Origin of the sequence: Buttiauxella agrestis ATCC 33320 (assembly GCF_000735355.1) — a bacterium.
Lineage (GTDB): Bacteria > Pseudomonadota > Gammaproteobacteria > Enterobacterales > Enterobacteriaceae > Buttiauxella > Buttiauxella agrestis.
Genome location: NZ_JMPI01000036.1, coordinates 36,060 through 50,366, shown reverse-complemented (window position 1 = coordinate 50,366; position 14,307 = coordinate 36,060). Strand labels below are relative to the sequence as shown.

General features: G+C 57.0%; 21 protein-coding genes. 20 read left to right on the top strand and 1 reads right to left on the bottom strand.

Annotated elements, in window-relative coordinates; translation table 11 throughout:
- From GBAG_RS13095 to GBAG_RS13060, 9 genes are all read left to right on the top strand, one after another.
- On the top strand, positions 1-753 hold the full coding sequence (locus tag GBAG_RS13095) for a phage terminase small subunit (protein ID WP_034496745.1): 753 nt from the start codon (positions 1-3) through the stop codon (positions 751-753).
- A gap of 92 nt (positions 754-845) precedes the next feature.
- Complete coding sequence (locus GBAG_RS13090) at positions 846-1,343, top strand: head completion/stabilization protein (protein WP_034496743.1); 498 nt, start codon at positions 846-848, stop codon at positions 1,341-1,343.
- Positions 1,343-1,546, top strand: a complete 204-nt coding sequence (locus GBAG_RS13085) for a tail protein X (protein ID WP_034496739.1) — start codon at positions 1,343-1,345, stop codon at positions 1,544-1,546. The genes GBAG_RS13090 and GBAG_RS13085 overlap by 1 nt, the downstream gene beginning before the upstream one ends.
- Entirely contained in the window at positions 1,537-1,758 is a 222-nt protein-coding gene (locus tag GBAG_RS13080) for a hypothetical protein (RefSeq protein WP_034496738.1), read from the top strand. The genes GBAG_RS13085 and GBAG_RS13080 overlap by 10 nt, the downstream gene beginning before the upstream one ends.
- Positions 1,742-2,251, top strand: a complete 510-nt coding sequence (locus GBAG_RS13075) for a lysozyme (protein ID WP_034496735.1) — start codon at positions 1,742-1,744, stop codon at positions 2,249-2,251. Before GBAG_RS13080 ends, GBAG_RS13075 begins: the two co-directional genes overlap by 17 nt.
- Positions 2,248-2,673 (top strand): Rz-like lysis system protein LysB, encoded by a 426-nt coding sequence (gene lysB / locus GBAG_RS13070; protein ID WP_034496732.1) that lies wholly within the window; start codon positions 2,248-2,250, stop codon positions 2,671-2,673. The genes GBAG_RS13075 and lysB overlap by 4 nt, the downstream gene beginning before the upstream one ends.
- Positions 2,561-2,806: an Rz1-like lysis system protein LysC gene (lysC, locus tag GBAG_RS23120; RefSeq protein ID WP_246864879.1), complete on the top strand. Its 246-nt coding sequence runs from the start codon at positions 2,561-2,563 to the stop codon at positions 2,804-2,806. The genes lysB and lysC overlap by 113 nt, the downstream gene beginning before the upstream one ends.
- A complete protein-coding gene (locus tag GBAG_RS13065; RefSeq protein WP_034496730.1) occupies positions 2,769-3,236 on the top strand; it encodes a phage tail protein in 468 nt (155 codons plus the stop codon). Before lysC ends, GBAG_RS13065 begins: the two co-directional genes overlap by 38 nt.
- Positions 3,229-3,678 carry a phage virion morphogenesis protein gene (locus GBAG_RS13060; RefSeq protein ID WP_034496729.1) on the top strand — a complete coding sequence of 150 codons (450 nt, stop codon included), beginning with the start codon at positions 3,229-3,231 and terminating at the stop codon, positions 3,676-3,678. The genes GBAG_RS13065 and GBAG_RS13060 overlap by 8 nt, the downstream gene beginning before the upstream one ends.
- Before the next feature lie 26 nt (positions 3,679-3,704).
- On the opposite strand, the gene GBAG_RS13055 is transcribed toward GBAG_RS13060, so the two are convergent.
- Positions 3,705-4,418 (bottom strand): RipA family octameric membrane protein, encoded by a 714-nt coding sequence (locus GBAG_RS13055; RefSeq protein WP_051873712.1) that lies wholly within the window; start codon positions 4,416-4,418, stop codon positions 3,705-3,707.
- A gap of 119 nt (positions 4,419-4,537) precedes the next feature.
- On the opposite strand from GBAG_RS13055, the gene GBAG_RS13050 reads away from it, so the two are divergent.
- The 11 genes from GBAG_RS13050 to GBAG_RS13000 all read left to right on the top strand — a co-directional run bounded on the left by GBAG_RS13050 (position 4,538) and on the right by GBAG_RS13000 (position 14,302).
- The gene (locus GBAG_RS13050) at positions 4,538-5,179 is read left to right on the top strand and encodes a phage baseplate assembly protein V (protein ID WP_034496727.1); all 642 of its coding nucleotides are present in this window, start codon (positions 4,538-4,540) and stop codon (positions 5,177-5,179) included.
- A complete protein-coding gene (locus GBAG_RS13045; RefSeq protein WP_034496726.1) occupies positions 5,176-5,526 on the top strand; it encodes a GPW/gp25 family protein in 351 nt (116 codons plus the stop codon). The genes GBAG_RS13050 and GBAG_RS13045 overlap by 4 nt, the downstream gene beginning before the upstream one ends.
- A 4-nt stretch (positions 5,527-5,530) precedes the next feature.
- Complete coding sequence (locus tag GBAG_RS13040; protein WP_034496724.1) at positions 5,531-6,439, top strand: baseplate assembly protein; 909 nt, start codon at positions 5,531-5,533, stop codon at positions 6,437-6,439.
- Positions 6,432-6,962 carry a phage tail protein I gene (locus GBAG_RS13035; protein WP_034496722.1) on the top strand — a complete coding sequence of 177 codons (531 nt, stop codon included), beginning with the start codon at positions 6,432-6,434 and terminating at the stop codon, positions 6,960-6,962. Before GBAG_RS13040 ends, GBAG_RS13035 begins: the two co-directional genes overlap by 8 nt.
- An 11-nt stretch (positions 6,963-6,973) precedes the next feature.
- Entirely contained in the window at positions 6,974-8,911 is a 1,938-nt protein-coding gene (locus GBAG_RS13030; RefSeq protein WP_034496719.1) for a phage tail protein, read from the top strand.
- A complete protein-coding gene (locus GBAG_RS13025; RefSeq protein ID WP_034496716.1) occupies positions 8,911-9,486 on the top strand; it encodes a tail fiber assembly protein in 576 nt (191 codons plus the stop codon). The genes GBAG_RS13030 and GBAG_RS13025 overlap by 1 nt, the downstream gene beginning before the upstream one ends.
- Positions 9,487-9,618: 132 nt before the next feature.
- Positions 9,619-10,806, top strand: a complete 1,188-nt coding sequence (locus GBAG_RS13020) for a phage tail sheath protein (protein WP_034496713.1) — start codon at positions 9,619-9,621, stop codon at positions 10,804-10,806.
- Positions 10,807-10,818: 12 nt separating this feature from the next.
- Positions 10,819-11,340: a phage major tail tube protein gene (locus GBAG_RS13015; protein WP_034496709.1), complete on the top strand. Its 522-nt coding sequence runs from the start codon at positions 10,819-10,821 to the stop codon at positions 11,338-11,340.
- Between the two features lie 61 nt (positions 11,341-11,401).
- Entirely contained in the window at positions 11,402-11,707 is a 306-nt protein-coding gene (locus GBAG_RS13010; protein WP_072011180.1) for a phage tail assembly protein, read from the top strand.
- Positions 11,708-11,739: 32 nt separating this feature from the next.
- Positions 11,740-11,859: a GpE family phage tail protein gene (locus GBAG_RS13005; RefSeq protein ID WP_034496700.1), complete on the top strand. Its 120-nt coding sequence runs from the start codon at positions 11,740-11,742 to the stop codon at positions 11,857-11,859.
- Positions 11,852-14,302 (top strand): phage tail tape measure protein, encoded by a 2,451-nt coding sequence (locus GBAG_RS13000; protein ID WP_034496698.1) that lies wholly within the window; start codon positions 11,852-11,854, stop codon positions 14,300-14,302. Before GBAG_RS13005 ends, GBAG_RS13000 begins: the two co-directional genes overlap by 8 nt.
- Positions 14,303-14,307 lie beyond the last annotated feature (5 nt).

Below are 14,307 nucleotides of genomic sequence, written 5' to 3'. Positions count from 1 at the left end.
ATGACGAGTCCCGCCGCACGTCACATGATGCGGGTCTCGGCCATTGTGACCGCGCAGCGGGTCGATAACCCGCTGCGCCATGCAAGCGCTTATGAGCAGATGCTCGTCAAGCTGGCCGCCGACCAACGCACGTTAAAAACCATTCACTCCATTGAGCGCAAGGCCGACAAAAAGCGTGCGCTGCTGCCGTCCTATGCGCCGTGGGTTGCCGGGGTGCTGAGTGAGGGCAAAGGCGCGCAGGATGACATCGTGATGACCGTCATGCTGTGGAAGCTCGATGCCGGTGACATTGCCGGTGCGCTGGAAATTGCCCGCTATGCCATGCAGTACGGTCTCACCATGCCCGCGCTACATAAGCGCACCACGCCTTACATGCTGGCCGAAGATGTGGCACTGGCGGCCATGCGTGCTCACGCCGCCGGTGAACCGGTGGATATCGGTCTGCTGCTGTCCACCCAGACCCTGACCAGCGCCGCCGATATGCCCGACAAAGTGCGCGGACGCCTGCACAAAATCACCGGTCTGGTACTGCGTGACGCGGGACGGCTGGCAGATGCGCTGGAGCACCTCAAGCGTGCGATGCAGCTCGATGCGCAGGCGGGTGTGAAAAAGGATATTGAGCGCCTCGAAAGCGCGCTTAAGCCGAAACCTGCACCGGTTAAAAAGCCAAAGACAAAACCCAGAGCGCGTAAACCTGCGACCACACCAGGCAAACGCGGTCGCCCCCGCAAAGTGGATAAAACCACCGGTTAAGAATGCGCCCCGCGCCGGACGGCACGCCGGTTGAGACTGGATTAATTCCTCATCGATACCGGCGTCCACCGTCCACCTTTTCAGAGGTTGTCATGACGACAGTGATTATCAGCAAACCCGACGTTTCGCCGGGTGTGGTTATTCCCCCGCAGCCGGTGCGCGAGCCGGTTATCAGCAACACCTTCTTTTTCCCGTCGGTCGACCCGGTGCGCGTCCGGGAGCTGATGCGCCTTGAGCACACCGTCACCCCGGAGCGGCTGCGCGTGGCGATTAAGGACGGTATCGCCGAGACCAACGCCGAGTTATTCGAGTACCGCAGCGTGCAGATGGCACTCGGTTTTGAGCACCTGGCCGATGTACCTGCCGAAATACTCGACGGGGAAAGCGTGCGCTGTTTTTACTACCTGCGCGCGGTTGTGGCGATGACCACCGCAACCCTTTACGAGCGTTATCGCGGCGTGGATGCGAGTGCCAAAGGCGACAAGAAAGCTGACGACGTAGAAAGCACCATTGATGAGCTGTGGCGCGATATGCGCTGGGCGGTGTCCCGCTTGCAGGGGAAATCACGCTGCATCATCGGGCAAATCTGATGCAGGTGATTGCCCTCCAGGGTGACACGCTGGATGCACTGTGCGCGCGCCATTACGGGCGCACCGGGGGCGTGGTCGAAGCGGTGCTGCTGGCGAATCCGGGTCTCGCCGAGCTGGGCGAGGAAATGCCCCACGGCACCGCTGTTGAGCTACCGGATATCGATTCTTCCCCTGTTGCGGAGACGCTGAACTTATGGGACTGACAATGGAAAAAATCACGACGTTTGTCACCTACTGGTTGTCGGTGGCGCTGGCGTATTTCGGGACGCAGACGCCGGAAAAAATGGCGCTGTATGTCGGCGGAGGTTGTGCGATTTTCACCGCGCTGGTCAATTTCTGGTATCGCCGCCAGACCTTCCGCTATCTGCGCGCCATGGGGCTGAATGAGGAGGTGGTGCGTGGCATCAATCGTTAAACGTTGCAGCGTGGCCGTGGTGCTGGCGCTTGCCGTCCTGATGCCGGATTTCCGCTTACTGAAAACCTCACCCGACGGGCTGGCGCTGATTGCTGACCTCGAAGGGTGCCGCCTCAAACCGTACCAGTGCAGCGCCGGTGTCTGGACGTCAGGCATCGGCCATACAGCAGGCGTCACCCCGAAAGGCGATATTACCGAACGCCAGGCCGCGCAGAACCTGGTCAGCGATGTGCTGAATGTTGAGCGCCGTCTTGCGGTCTGCGCACCGGTTGCCATGCCGCAGCCGGTGTATGACGCGGTGGTCAGTTTTGCGTTTAACGTCGGCACCGGTGCAGCCTGTCGCTCGACGCTGGTCTCGTTTATCAAGCGCCAGCAGTGGGGGCAGGCGTGCAACCAGCTTCCCCGCTGGGTATACGTCAACGGGCAGAAAAATACCGGGCTGGAAAACCGCCGCGCACGTGAGCGCGCTTACTGTCTCAGGGGGATTGAATGAAAACGCTGATTATTCTGCTGTTGCTGGCCGTCGCCGGTCTGGTGTGGATGAAGCGCGAAAACAGCACGCTGACCCGCTCATTTGAAAAGGCCAACCGTGTCGCCGGAGAGCAGAAAACCCAGATAACCATGCAGCGCAATCAACTCGATGTTGCCGCCAGTATTCGGCAGCGCAACGAGCAGGCGCAGGTCGATTTACGCAATAAACTCGCCACGGCTAATGCGCTGGCGGCGAATCGTGGCAACACCGTGACGAGGTTACTCAATGAAAATAAAGCGCTGCGTGAGTGGTATGAGTCTGATTTGCCTGATGACATTATCCGGTTGCACACCCGCCCCGCATTCACCACCACCGCCGATTATTTACAGTGGCTGTCCGAAAGTGGCGCTGTGTCCGATACCGGCAAGCAGCCCGCGCACTAACGGCGATTTAAGCGCGGATATTCGCCAGCTTGAGGCGGCACTAGTCAGTTGTGCCGCCCAGACTGAAACTATCAGACACTGCCAGGACGAACTCGATGCTCAAGCCCGCCAGTTTACGCAAAGCCCTATGTGATGCGGCTCCGGTGCTGCGTAATAACCCGGATATGCTGCGCATTTTTATCGACAGCGGGAAAATTGCCGCAACACTTGCGACCTCGCTGTCGTTTGAAAATCAGTACACGCTCAACATCGTCGTCACGGATTATCACGGCGATCTGGATTACCTTATCGTGCCGGTCAATGCCTGGCTGCGTGAGAACCAGCCCGACATCATGACTACCGATGAAGGGCGCAAAAAGGGCTTCACCTATATCGCCGATATTAACGATGACGAGAGTGTCGACGTGAGTATCAGCCTGTTGCTGACTGAGCGCACACTGGTCAGGCAGGAAGGTGAAGCCCTGCACGTGAAGCATGCCGCCGAGCCGCCGTTACCGGAGAATGTCACGCGGCCTATGGAGCTTTATGTTCACGGCGAGCTGGTGAGCCAGTGGCATGAATGAGTTCAGACCCTTTGAGGACAAGCTCGCCGGGCTGATTGCCAGCCTGTCACCTGCTGCGCGCCGCAGAATGACCGCTGAGATTGCAAAACAGCTCAGAGCCTCGCAGCAGCAACGCATCAAGCGCCAGCAGGCACCGGACGGCACGCCGTACGCCGCCCGAAAGCGTCAGCCGGTGAAAGGTAAAAAGGGTCGTGTAAAGCGTGAAATGTTTACCAAACTGCGCACTAACCGATATATGAAAGCGAAAGGCACTAATGATGCTGCGGCTGTGGAGTTTGTCGGGAGGGTACAGCGTATGGCGCGGGTGCATCAGGATGGGTTACGGGACAAGCCAAACCGCTATAGTGAGAGTGTGCAGTATGATGCGCGCAAGTTGTTGGGTTTCGGCCAAGATGAAAAGAAAACTATTGAAGAAATTATAATTAACCAGCTCTCGAAGTGATATTCGAAAGCTGGTTTTTGCCCGTGCTATTTATCTAATGTTGCTTCTCGGTCAATAGCCTTTACATTTCTTATGTCGGGTTTTGATTTGAATTTTGTGCGTGTTTTGAGATACATTTGGCGTATAAAAATAAAAGTACAAATAATAATCGCCATCTCAAAAAAGATAATAACAATCATCTTAATACCAGTGATGTTTTTGATTATGGTCAAAATAGGGAGTATTTGTTTGACTAAAGGGGTGAGCAAAAGAATAAACCAGATAAATATTACCATTACTGCAATCCAATGATTAATTTTAGTAACGGAGAATGGTGCTGATGATGCAGTGAGGCGCTTAGCTGGTTCTCTATCCATTAGTACCGTTTTATATAATGGGCCAGTGATTTTATCTTCAAGTAAATCAAGGTGGCCCTCCCAGTTTTCTTGCCAGAATTTGCTGCCCTTGGCAGCTAAAAACCATCCAAAAGAAAATGCCAGGCCAATTGATGCAACTAAAATAAGATAAAATTCTTTTAGTGGTAACTTTGCTGTTTCTGTTGTGAGAAGTAGAAAGTAACCAGTAAATATAGCTGCAATTAAAGTCCAGAAATATGCTGTTCGTTTCCAGTAAAGCTCTATCTCGAATTTTCTTATGTCGTGCGCTTTCTCGAACGCTCGAAATAATTTTGCATCTGCGTTGATAGTTGTTTCGTTACTTATATCAATACCAAATTTTTTATTATATTCGTCCTGTGTCATCTTTCAATTTCCTTGTTTGACGAGATTTGTGTTGAGTATACGACAATCACAATGTTGTGTCGTTTACCACAAATCTCTGTCTGATTGTCGCCCCTTGTTCTGGGCGGCATTATTTCTCCATGAATACTTTCTCATCACTCCAGGATCTCGCGCGTCTTCTGCGCAACCTCATCCGCACCGGCATCGTGACCGAAGTCGACACCACGCGGGCGTTATGTCGTGTGGAAACGGGCGGCATCACAACCGACTGGCTGCACTGGCTGACGCCCCGCGCGGGTCGTTCGCGTACATGGTGGGCACCCTCTGTCGGTGAGCAGGTTTTGCTGCTGGCAATTGGCGGCGAGCTGGATACCGCTTTTGTGCTGCCTGGCATCTATTCCGACGATAACCCTGCACCGTCAGCGTCTGCCGATGCGCTGCACATTTCCTTTCCTGATGGTGCCGTTATCGAATACGAACCGGAGACCGGCGCACTGACCGTGTCGGGCATTAAAACCGCCTCGGTGACGGCGTCTGAATCTGTTGTCGTCACGGTGCCGCTTGTGACGGTGAAGGCCAGCCAGAAAATCACCCTCGATACCCCGGAAGTGGTCTGCACCAGTAAGCTGACCACCGGCACGCTGGAAGTGAAACAGGGCGGCAGCATGAGCGGCAACATTGAGCACAGCGGCGGCACCTTTAAATCCAACGGCGTGCAGGTTGATGACCATAAGCACGGTGGCGTCGAGCGTGGTGGAAGCCAGACGGAGGGGACGCAATGACCGTTCGTTATCTCGGCATGAATCGTGCCACTGGTCTGAGTGTGTCCGATTCCGGACATATCAGTCAGAGCGTGCGCGACATTCTTATCACCCCCATTGGCTCGCGTGTGATGCGCCGTGATTATGGTTCGCTGCTGTCGGCACTGATTGACCAGCCCGATAACCCGGCGCTACGCCTGCAAATTATGTCGGCCTGCTACATGGCGATCCTGAAATGGGAGCCACGCATCCGGCTGACGGCCATCACCTTTGAGAGCACCACCGCTGGCACGTTATTTGTCGACATCACCGGCGTGCGTACCGGCACCGGTGGTGCGTCATTTTCCTTAACCATCCCCCTGAGCTGAGACTATGGCAACCATCGACCTGAGCCAGTTACCTCCACCGGATGTGGTCGAGGTGCTGGACTATGAAACCCTGCTTTCTGAACGCAAAGCGACGCTGATTTCCCTCTATCCCGAAGAGGAGCAGGAAGCCGTTGCGCGCACGTTGTCGCTCGAATCCGAGCCGATTGTGAAACTGCTGGAAGAAAACGCCTATCGTGAGCTGATTTTGCGCCAGCGTGTTAACGAGTCGGCGCTGGCAGTGATGCTGGCATTTTCCGGAGCAAATGACCTTGATGTGCTCGGCGCAAACAATAACGTTGAGCGCCTGGTCATTATCCCTGCCGATGAGAACGCCATCCCGCCGGTGGCGGCGGTGATGGAGTCCGACAGTGATTTCCGGCTGCGTATTCAGCAGTCGTTTGAAGGGCTGAGTGTTGCGGGTCCGGTCGGGGCGTATCAGTTCCATGGCCGCAGTGCCGACGGACGGGTCGCCGATGTGTCGGTTATCAGCCCGTCACCGGCCTGCGTCACCATTTCGGTGCTGTCGCGTGAAGGCAACGGCACCGCCAGCGCCGAGCTGGTGAATATTGTCTGCCTGGCGCTCAATGATGAGAACGTGCGCCCGGTGGCCGACCGGGTGACGGTGCAGTCGGCGGCCATCGTCGACTATGAAATTGATGCGACCCTGTACCTTTACCCTGGTCCTGAAATGGAGCCGGTCAGGCAGGCCGCCGAGGCAAAGTTAAAAGCCTACATCACCGCGCAGCACCGCCTCGGGCGGGATATCCGCAAATCTGCCATTTATGCCGCCCTGCATGTGGAAGGGGTACAGCGCGTCGAGCTGGCAAAACCGCTGGCCGATATCGTGCTTGATGACACGCAGGCCTCGTACTGCACCGATTACCGCCTCGTTATCGGAGGCTCCGATGAATAGCGTCCGGCTGCTACCGGTCGGCTCCTCACCGCTTGAGCTGGCGGCGGCGAAAGCCTGCGCGGAACTTAACCGCGTGCCGGTGCCACTGCGCCAGCTCTGGAACCCGGAGACCTGTCCCGCACCGCTGTTGCCGTATCTGGCCTGGGCATTTTCCGTCGACCGCTGGGATGAAACGTGGCCGGATGAAATCAAGCGCGGCGTAATTAAGGCCGCCAAATACCTGCATAAGCATAAAGGGACGATTGGTGCCATTCGCCGCGTGGTGGAGCCGCTCGGCTACCTGATTAACGTCACCGAATGGTGGCAGACCAATGATGCACCCGGCACCTTTCGCCTCGATATCGGCGTGCTGGAAAGCGGCATCACAGAGGAGATGTATTACGAGATGGAGCGGCTGATTGCGGATGCAAAAGCGGCGAGTCGTCACCTGACCGGCCTGAATATTATTCAGGATATCCCCGGCAATCTGTACACCGGCGGCGTCAGCTATGACGGCGACATTATCACCGTTTACCCCGGATAAAAGAGGCCATCATGACCGTGAAATATAAAACACTCATTACCACCGCCGGGGCGGCAAAACTGGCCGCCGCCACGGCCAGCGGCACAAAAATCACTCTCACGCACATGGCCGTCGGTGACGGTGGCGGCACACTGCCGGTGCCGGATGTCGGCCAGACAAAACTCATCGCTGAGAAATGGCGTGCCGCACTCAATAAAATCAGTGTCGATGCGAAGAATAAAAATTATGTGGTGGCCGAGCTGGTCATCCCGCCGGAGGTGGGCGGATTCTGGCTGCGCGAAATGGGACTGTATGACACTGACGGTACGCTGATTGCCGTGGCGAATATGGCGGAGAGCTACAAGCCGGAGCTGGCCGAAGGCTCAGGACGCGCGCAGACGCTGCGGATGGTGATTATTGTCAGTGCGCTGGAGTCTGTGGAGCTGGTTATCGACACCACTACCGTGATGGCAACCCAGGACTATGTCGACGATAAACTCGCGGAGCATGAGCGCTCACGCAGACACCCGGATGCGACACTGACCGCCAAAGGTCTGACGCAACTGAGCAGCGCCACTGACAGCGACAGCGAGGTGCTTTCCGCCACGCCGAAAGCGGTCAAAGCCGTGTATGACCTGGCTAACGCCAAATACACCGCACAGGATGCGACCACCGGACGCAAAGGGATTGTGCAGTTAAGCAGTGCCACCGACAGCGTCAGTGAGGTGCTGGCCGCCACGCCGAAAGCGGTGAAAGCCGCGTATGACCTGGCAAACGGAAAATACACCGCACAGGATGCGACTACCGGACGCAAGGGCATTGTGCAGTTAAGCAGTGCGACGGACAGCGTCAGTGAGGTGCTGGCTGCCACCCCGAAAGCCGTCAAAGCGGCGAATGATAATGCGCAGTCGCGTCTGCAAAAAGACCAGAACGGCGCGGACATTCCTGACCGGGATTTATTTGTCAGAAACATTGGTGCCGGGCGAAGTGCGGGCAGCATGAATATTGGCGGGGACAGCAATCCGTGGACTACCGCCGAGTTTCTTGCCTGGCTGGAGGAAAAAGGCGCATTTGCTCACCCTTACTGGATGGTCAAAGGCTCATGGAGTTACGCCGGGAATAAAATCATCACGGATACCGGCTGCGGCCATATCTGTCTTGCCGGGGCGGTCGTCGAAGTCATGGGTTCAAAGGGGTCGCTGACGCTGCGTATCACCACACCGACCACCACCACCGGTGGCGGGGTCGCCAGCGCGCAGTTTACCTATATTCACCACGGTGATGACTATTCGCCAGGCTGGCGGCGCGACTACAACACCACCAATAAACCCGACATGACTTTCCCGGTCGGCGCACCCATTCCGTGGCCGTCGGATACGCCCCCGGCGGGTTACGCCTTCCTGCACGGTCAGGGTTTTGACAAAGCGGCGTATCCGCAGCTTGCGCAGGTTTACCCGTCAGGCGTGCTGCCTGATTTGCGCGGCATGACCCTCAAAGGAAAGCCCGAAGGTCGCGGCGTCCTGTCTTACGAAGAAGACGGCATTAAGTCACACGCCCACACGGCCAGTGCTTCTGAGACCGATTTAGGCACCAAAGCGGTGAGTCAGTTTGACTACGGCTCTAAGCAAGCCACCAGTTTTGACTATGGCACCAAATCCACCACCGAAGGGGGATGGCACGCGCATAACTTCCGTTATTGCAGCACCTCAGCCTACCGGGACACCCCCGGCACCGGGCTTGGGATGCACGCCTCCAATATTTCGTGGGCCGCCGGGGATCGTATCGACGGCAGCGGCAATCACGCGCACTCGGTCGGTATTGGCGCGCACGATCACTGGGTGGCGATTGGGGCGCACAACCACACGGTCGTGATGGGTGCACACGGACACGCCATCACCGTGAATGCGACGGGAAATGCCGAGAATACCGTCAAGAATACCGCGATTAATTACATTGTGAGACTTGCCTGATGACATTCATTATGACCAGTAAAAACAGAACGATAACCGTCTATAACCTGCGTGCCGATACCCGTGAATTTATTGGTCAGGGGGATGCCCTAATCCCGGCCTTTACCGGACTGCCCGCTCACTGTACGACGGTCAAACCCCCGGAAGCGGTGGCAGGTTTCATCCCTGTTTTCGACAGTGAAACACAGGGCTGGCAGCTTACCGAAGATCACCGGGGCGAAGTCGTTTACAGCACCACCACCGGCAGGCAGCAGTACATCACCGAGCCGGGTGCGTATCCGCCAGAAACAACCCCTGTTGCACCGGATACGGCCTGGCAGAGATGGGACGGCAGCCAGTGGGTGGCGGATGCACAGGCCGAACACGCGGCTCAGGTGAGCGACGCGCAGGGCATGAAAAACGGCCAGATGAAACAGGCCGGGGATGTGATTGCCACCTTGCAGGATGCGGTGGATTTTGAAATGGCGACCGAAGAGGAGACCGCCTCGCTGATGGCCTGGAAAAAATACCGGGTGTTACTGAGCCGGGTCGAGCCGGAAATGGCACCGGATATTGAATGGCCGGAGATGCCGTAATCATGCAGGCGGGCAAATTGCCCGCCTTTTCTTTGTCCGTGGTTGTGTCACTCCTCATCCATCTCGCATCAATAGCCCGCTTTCCCCGTACCCCCGAAAATACACTCACCCATAACCCACGGAGTTAACCGGATGAGTGACTATCACCACGGCGTGCAGGTTGTTGAAATCAACGACGGCACGCGTGTTATTTCCACGGTCTCCACCGCAATTATCGGCATGGTGTGTACCGCCAGCGATGCCGATGCGGCGACCTTTCCCCTGAATGAACCCGTTTTAATTACCAACGTGCAGGCCGCCATCGGCAAGGCCGGAAAAAGTGGCACCCTGGCCGCCTCCTTGCAGGCCATTGCCGACCAGTGCAAACCCGTCACCGTTGTCGTGCGCGTGGCCGAAGGTGTCGACGACGATGAAGAAGTGGCGCACGCGCTGACGGTATCCAACATCATCGGCGGCACCGATGCGACCGGCAAATACACCGGTATTAAAGCGCTGCTCACTGCCGAAGCGGTGACGGGTGTGAAACCGCGCATTCTCGGCGTGCCGGGGCTGGATTCGCAGGAGGTGGCAGTCGCGCTGGCGTCGGTCTGCATCAGCCTGCGTGCCTTTGGTTATGTCAGTGCGTGGAACTGCAAAACCCTGAGCGATGCCATCAAGTACCGCGACAATTTCAGCCAGCGCGAGCTGATGGTGATCTGGCCGGACTTTGTCGCCTGGGATACGGTGAAAAATGCCAGTGCTCCGGCGTATGCCACGGCACGTGCACTCGGCCTGCGTGCCTTTATCGACCAGACCGTCGGCTGGCATAAAACTTTGTCCAATGTCGGCGTGCAGGGTGTCACCGGCATCAGCGCCTCCGTATTCTGGGATTTGCAGGCACCCGGCACCGATGCCGACCTGCTTAATGAGGCGGGTGTCACGACACTTATCCGCAAGGATGGCTTCCGCTTCTGGGGTAACCGCACCTGTTCTGATGACCCGTTATTCCTGTTTGAAAACTACACCCGCACCGCACAGGTCATCGCTGACACCATGGCCGAAGGGCATATGTGGGCGGTGGATAAACCGATCACCCCGGTGCTTATTCGCGACATCGTTGACGGCATCAAGGCCAAATTCCGCGAGCTGAAAACCGCCGGTTATATCGTGGATGCGGACTGCTGGTTTGATGAAACGGCCAACGATAAAGAGTCGCTGAAAGCCGGGAAGCTGTATCTCGATTACGACTACACGCCGGTGCCGCCACTTGAAAACCTCACCCTGCGTCAGCGCATCACCGATAAATACCTGGTGAACCTGATTGCGTCGGTTAACGGATAAGGAGCCAGAAACATGGCAATGCCCCGCAAACTTAAATCGCTGAACCTGTTTAACGACGGCCTCAGTTACATGGGGGTGGCGTCCTCTGTCACGCTGCCCAAACTCACCCGCAAGCTGGAAGCCTGGCGCGGTGCCGGGATGAACGGTGCCGCGCATGTGGATTTTGGTCTCGATGATGACGCGCTGACATTTGAATGGACGCTTGGCGGCTTCCCGGATGAGGAACTCTGGGCGCAGTACGCGCTGCCGGGTGCCTCTGCTGTACCGCTGCGTTTTGCAGGCTCTTATCAGCGCGATGACACCGAAGAAGAAACCGCTGTCGAGGTGGTAGTGCGTGGCCGTCACAAGGAATTTGACGGCGGCGACAGCAAGCAGGGTGAGGACACCGAGACCAAAATCACCACGGTGTGCACCTACTACAAGCTGACGATGAACGGCAAAGAGCTGATTGAAATCGACACCATCAACATGATTGAGAAGGTCAACGGCGTCGACCGTCTTGAGCAGCGCCGCCGCAATATCGGCCTGTCTTAATGGACTTGCCGGTCAGGTTTGCTGGCCGGTTAACCCTGAATAAAACCACGGAATAAATATCATGAGCAAAGTAAAAGCCGACAAGAAAACCGCAGAAAACCCGAACCTCATCACCCTGGAAACACCGGTTAAGCGCGGGGAAGAAGTCATTAAAACTCTGACGTTCACCAAACCCAATGCAGGCACCCTACGCGGGGTGAGCCTCGCCGATGTCGCCAGCTCTGACGTGAACGCCCTGATTAAGGTGCTGCCGCGCATGACGTATCCGGCGCTGACCGAGGCCGAAATTATTCGTCTGGAACTGCCGGATATGATGACGCTCGCCGCAAAGGTGATTGGTTTTTTGGCTCCGGCTTCGGCGGATTAAGTTTCCCGCCGGGTTTATCGGTCGACGACCTGATGGCGGATATCGCGGTGATTTTTCACTGGCCGCCGTCAGAACTCTACGCCCTGAGCCTGAGCGACCTCATCACCTGGCGCGCGATGGCGCTGAAACGGAGCGGAAATTCTCATGAGTAATAACGTCAGAATCGAAGTGCTGTTAAAAGCCGTTGACCAGGCGACGCGCCCGTTTAAACACATTCAGACGGCAAGCAAGACGCTGTCGGGTGATATCCGCAATACGCAAAAATCCCTTAAAGAGTTAAACGGCCAGGCATCGCGCATTGAGGGTTTTCGTAAAACCAGCGCGCAGCTTGCCGTCACCGGTCAGTCACTGAATAAAGCGAAGACCGAAGCCGAAGCACTTGCCAGACAGTTTCAGAACACCGAACGCCCGACCCGCGAGCAGGCGAAAGCCCTGGCAGCGGCAAAGGCAGCCGCCGAAGGATTGCAGGCCAAATATAACAGCCTCACCGAATCGGTGAAGCGTCAGCAGCGCGAACTCGGGCAGGCGGGAATTAATACCCGTAATCTCACCCGCGACGAGCAGAGCCTGAAAGGTCGCATCAGCGAAACCACCAGTCAGCTTAACCGGCAGAAGCTGGCACTCGAGCAGGTCAGCGCGAAACAGGCCAGACTCAACGCGGTAAAAAATCGTTATCAGGCCGGTAAAGAGCTGGCCGGGACAGCCGGTGCCGTGGGTGCCGCCGGTGTCGGTATGGCAACCGCCGGTGTGGCGGCAGGTGTCGGTATCCTCAAACCCGGCTATGACTTTGCGCAGAAAAACTCTGAGTTACAGGCCGTGCTCGGGGTGGAAAAAACCTCACCGGAAATGGAAGCCCTGCGCAAACAGGCACGCCAGCTCGGGGATAACACCGCCGCCTCAGCCGATGACGCCGCCGGGGCGCAGATTATTATCGCCAAATCCGGCGGGGACAGTGCCGCTATCCAGGCGGCAACGCCGGTCACGCTGAATATGGCACTCGCCAACCAGCGCACCATGGAAGAAAACGCCGCGCTGCTGATGGGGATGCGCTCGGCCTTTCAGCTTTCCAACGACAAAGTCGCGCACATCGGCGATGTACTCTCGAGCACGATGAACAAAACCGCCGCCGACTTTAACGGGCTGAGTGATGCGCTCACCTATGTCGCACCGGTTGCGAAAAATGCCGGTATCAGCATTGAAGAAACCGCCGCGATGGCCGGTGCGCTACATGACGCCAAAATCACCGGCTCAATGGCAGGCACTGGCAGTCGTGCGGTTATCAGCCGGTTGCAGGCTCCGGTCGGTCAGGCAAAAACCGCACTCAGTGAGCTAAAAGTCAGCACGTCTGACCGCCAGGGCAACATGCGCCCGCTGTTTACCATCCTCAAAGAAATGCAGGGCAGCTTTGAGAAAAACAAGCTCGGTACGGCGCAGCGTGCGGAGTACATGAAGGTCATCTTTGGTGAGGAAGCCAGCTCCGCAGCCGCCGTACTGATGACCGATGCCATGACCGGCAAACTCGACAAACTCACCGCCACCTTTAAAGCCTCGGACGGCAAAACCGCCGAACTGGTCAAGGTGATGCAGGACAACCTCGGCGGCGACTTTAAAGAGTTTCAGTCGGCGTATGAAGCGGTCGGCACCGACCTGTTTGACCAGCAGGAATCCTCCCTGCGCAAACTGACACAGACCGCCACCAAATATGTGCTGAAACTCGACCACTGGATTGTGCAGAACAAAGGGCTGGCGCAGACACTGCTCAAGGTTGGCGGTGTTGCACTGGCAGTCATTGGCATGGTCGGCGCAATTGGTCTGGTCGCCTGGCCGGTGATTGCGGGCATCAATGGCATTATTGCCGCCGTCGGTCTGCTCTGGACGGCATTTACCGTGGCAGGCAGTGCCATCATCACGGTACTCGGGGCGCTCACCTGGCCGATAGTTGCGGTCGGGGCGGCGGTTGTCGCGGGTGTGATACTCATCCGCAAATACTGGGAGCCATTGGGCGCATTTTTCTCCGGTGTGGTGGAAGGACTGAAAGCCGCCTTTGCACCGGTGACTGAGATGTTCGCGCCACTGGCCCCGCTCTTTGAGGCGATTGGGCAGAAGGTGCAACTGGTCTGGCAGTGGTTTAAAGAGCTGATCGCCCCGGTTAAAGCCAGCAAGGACACGCTCGACAGCTGCAAAGAATCTGGCGTGGCGTTTGGTCAGGCACTGGCCGGTGCTTTCCGGCTGGCCATGACACCGTTTACCGCGCTGCGTGACGGTATCGAGTGGGTGCTCGACAAGCTCGGCATCATCAATCAGGAATCCAGTCAGCTTGATGCGAAAGCCGAGAAGGTTAATGCATACGCTAACGGTTCCGGTGGCGGCTATTCCCCGTCCGGTGGCGTGCTGACCGGCGGTTATGGCAGTTATCAGCCGGTGACGGCAAACGCGGGTAAAAGTTATACCGACCAGAGCCGCAACGAGTATCACATTGCCATTGGTGGCGGGGTGCAGAACGGCAGCGAGCTTGACCGCCAGCTCCGTGACAGCCTGGAAAAATACGAGCGTGAAAAGCGTGCCAGACAACGCGGCAGCATGATGCACGACTAAGGAGA

Excerpts from the sequence above, each read along its gene's own strand:
- GBAG_RS13060 (WP_034496729.1), top strand. The coding sequence starts at position 3,229 with ATGAATGAGTTCAGACCCTTTGAGGACAAGCTCGCCGGGCTGATTGCC.
- lysC (WP_246864879.1), top strand. The coding sequence starts at position 2,561 with ATGACATTATCCGGTTGCACACCCGCCCCGCATTCACCACCACCGCCG.
- GBAG_RS13020 (WP_034496713.1), top strand. The coding sequence starts at position 9,619 with ATGAGTGACTATCACCACGGCGTGCAGGTTGTTGAAATCAACGACGGC.
- GBAG_RS13045 (WP_034496726.1), top strand. The coding sequence starts at position 5,176 with ATGACCGTTCGTTATCTCGGCATGAATCGTGCCACTGGTCTGAGTGTG.
- GBAG_RS13055 (WP_051873712.1), bottom strand. The coding sequence starts at position 4,418 with ATGACACAGGACGAATATAATAAAAAATTTGGTATTGATATAAGTAAC.
- GBAG_RS13015 (WP_034496709.1), top strand. The coding sequence starts at position 10,819 with ATGGCAATGCCCCGCAAACTTAAATCGCTGAACCTGTTTAACGACGGC.
- GBAG_RS13065 (WP_034496730.1), top strand. The coding sequence starts at position 2,769 with ATGCTCAAGCCCGCCAGTTTACGCAAAGCCCTATGTGATGCGGCTCCG.
- GBAG_RS13035 (WP_034496722.1), top strand. The coding sequence starts at position 6,432 with ATGAATAGCGTCCGGCTGCTACCGGTCGGCTCCTCACCGCTTGAGCTG.
- GBAG_RS13040 (WP_034496724.1), top strand. The coding sequence starts at position 5,531 with ATGGCAACCATCGACCTGAGCCAGTTACCTCCACCGGATGTGGTCGAG.
- GBAG_RS13030 (WP_034496719.1), top strand. The coding sequence starts at position 6,974 with ATGACCGTGAAATATAAAACACTCATTACCACCGCCGGGGCGGCAAAA.
- GBAG_RS13025 (WP_034496716.1), top strand. The coding sequence starts at position 8,911 with ATGACATTCATTATGACCAGTAAAAACAGAACGATAACCGTCTATAAC.
- GBAG_RS13080 (WP_034496738.1), top strand. The coding sequence starts at position 1,537 with ATGGGACTGACAATGGAAAAAATCACGACGTTTGTCACCTACTGGTTG.
- GBAG_RS13010 (WP_072011180.1), top strand. The coding sequence starts at position 11,402 with ATGAGCAAAGTAAAAGCCGACAAGAAAACCGCAGAAAACCCGAACCTC.
- GBAG_RS13090 (WP_034496743.1), top strand. The coding sequence starts at position 846 with ATGACGACAGTGATTATCAGCAAACCCGACGTTTCGCCGGGTGTGGTT.
- lysB (WP_034496732.1), top strand. The coding sequence starts at position 2,248 with ATGAAAACGCTGATTATTCTGCTGTTGCTGGCCGTCGCCGGTCTGGTG.
- GBAG_RS13095 (WP_034496745.1), top strand. The coding sequence starts at position 1 with ATGACGAGTCCCGCCGCACGTCACATGATGCGGGTCTCGGCCATTGTG.
- GBAG_RS13085 (WP_034496739.1), top strand. The coding sequence starts at position 1,343 with ATGCAGGTGATTGCCCTCCAGGGTGACACGCTGGATGCACTGTGCGCG.
- GBAG_RS13050 (WP_034496727.1), top strand. The coding sequence starts at position 4,538 with ATGAATACTTTCTCATCACTCCAGGATCTCGCGCGTCTTCTGCGCAAC.
- GBAG_RS13000 (WP_034496698.1), top strand. The coding sequence starts at position 11,852 with ATGAGTAATAACGTCAGAATCGAAGTGCTGTTAAAAGCCGTTGACCAG.
- GBAG_RS13005 (WP_034496700.1), top strand. The coding sequence starts at position 11,740 with ATGGCGGATATCGCGGTGATTTTTCACTGGCCGCCGTCAGAACTCTAC.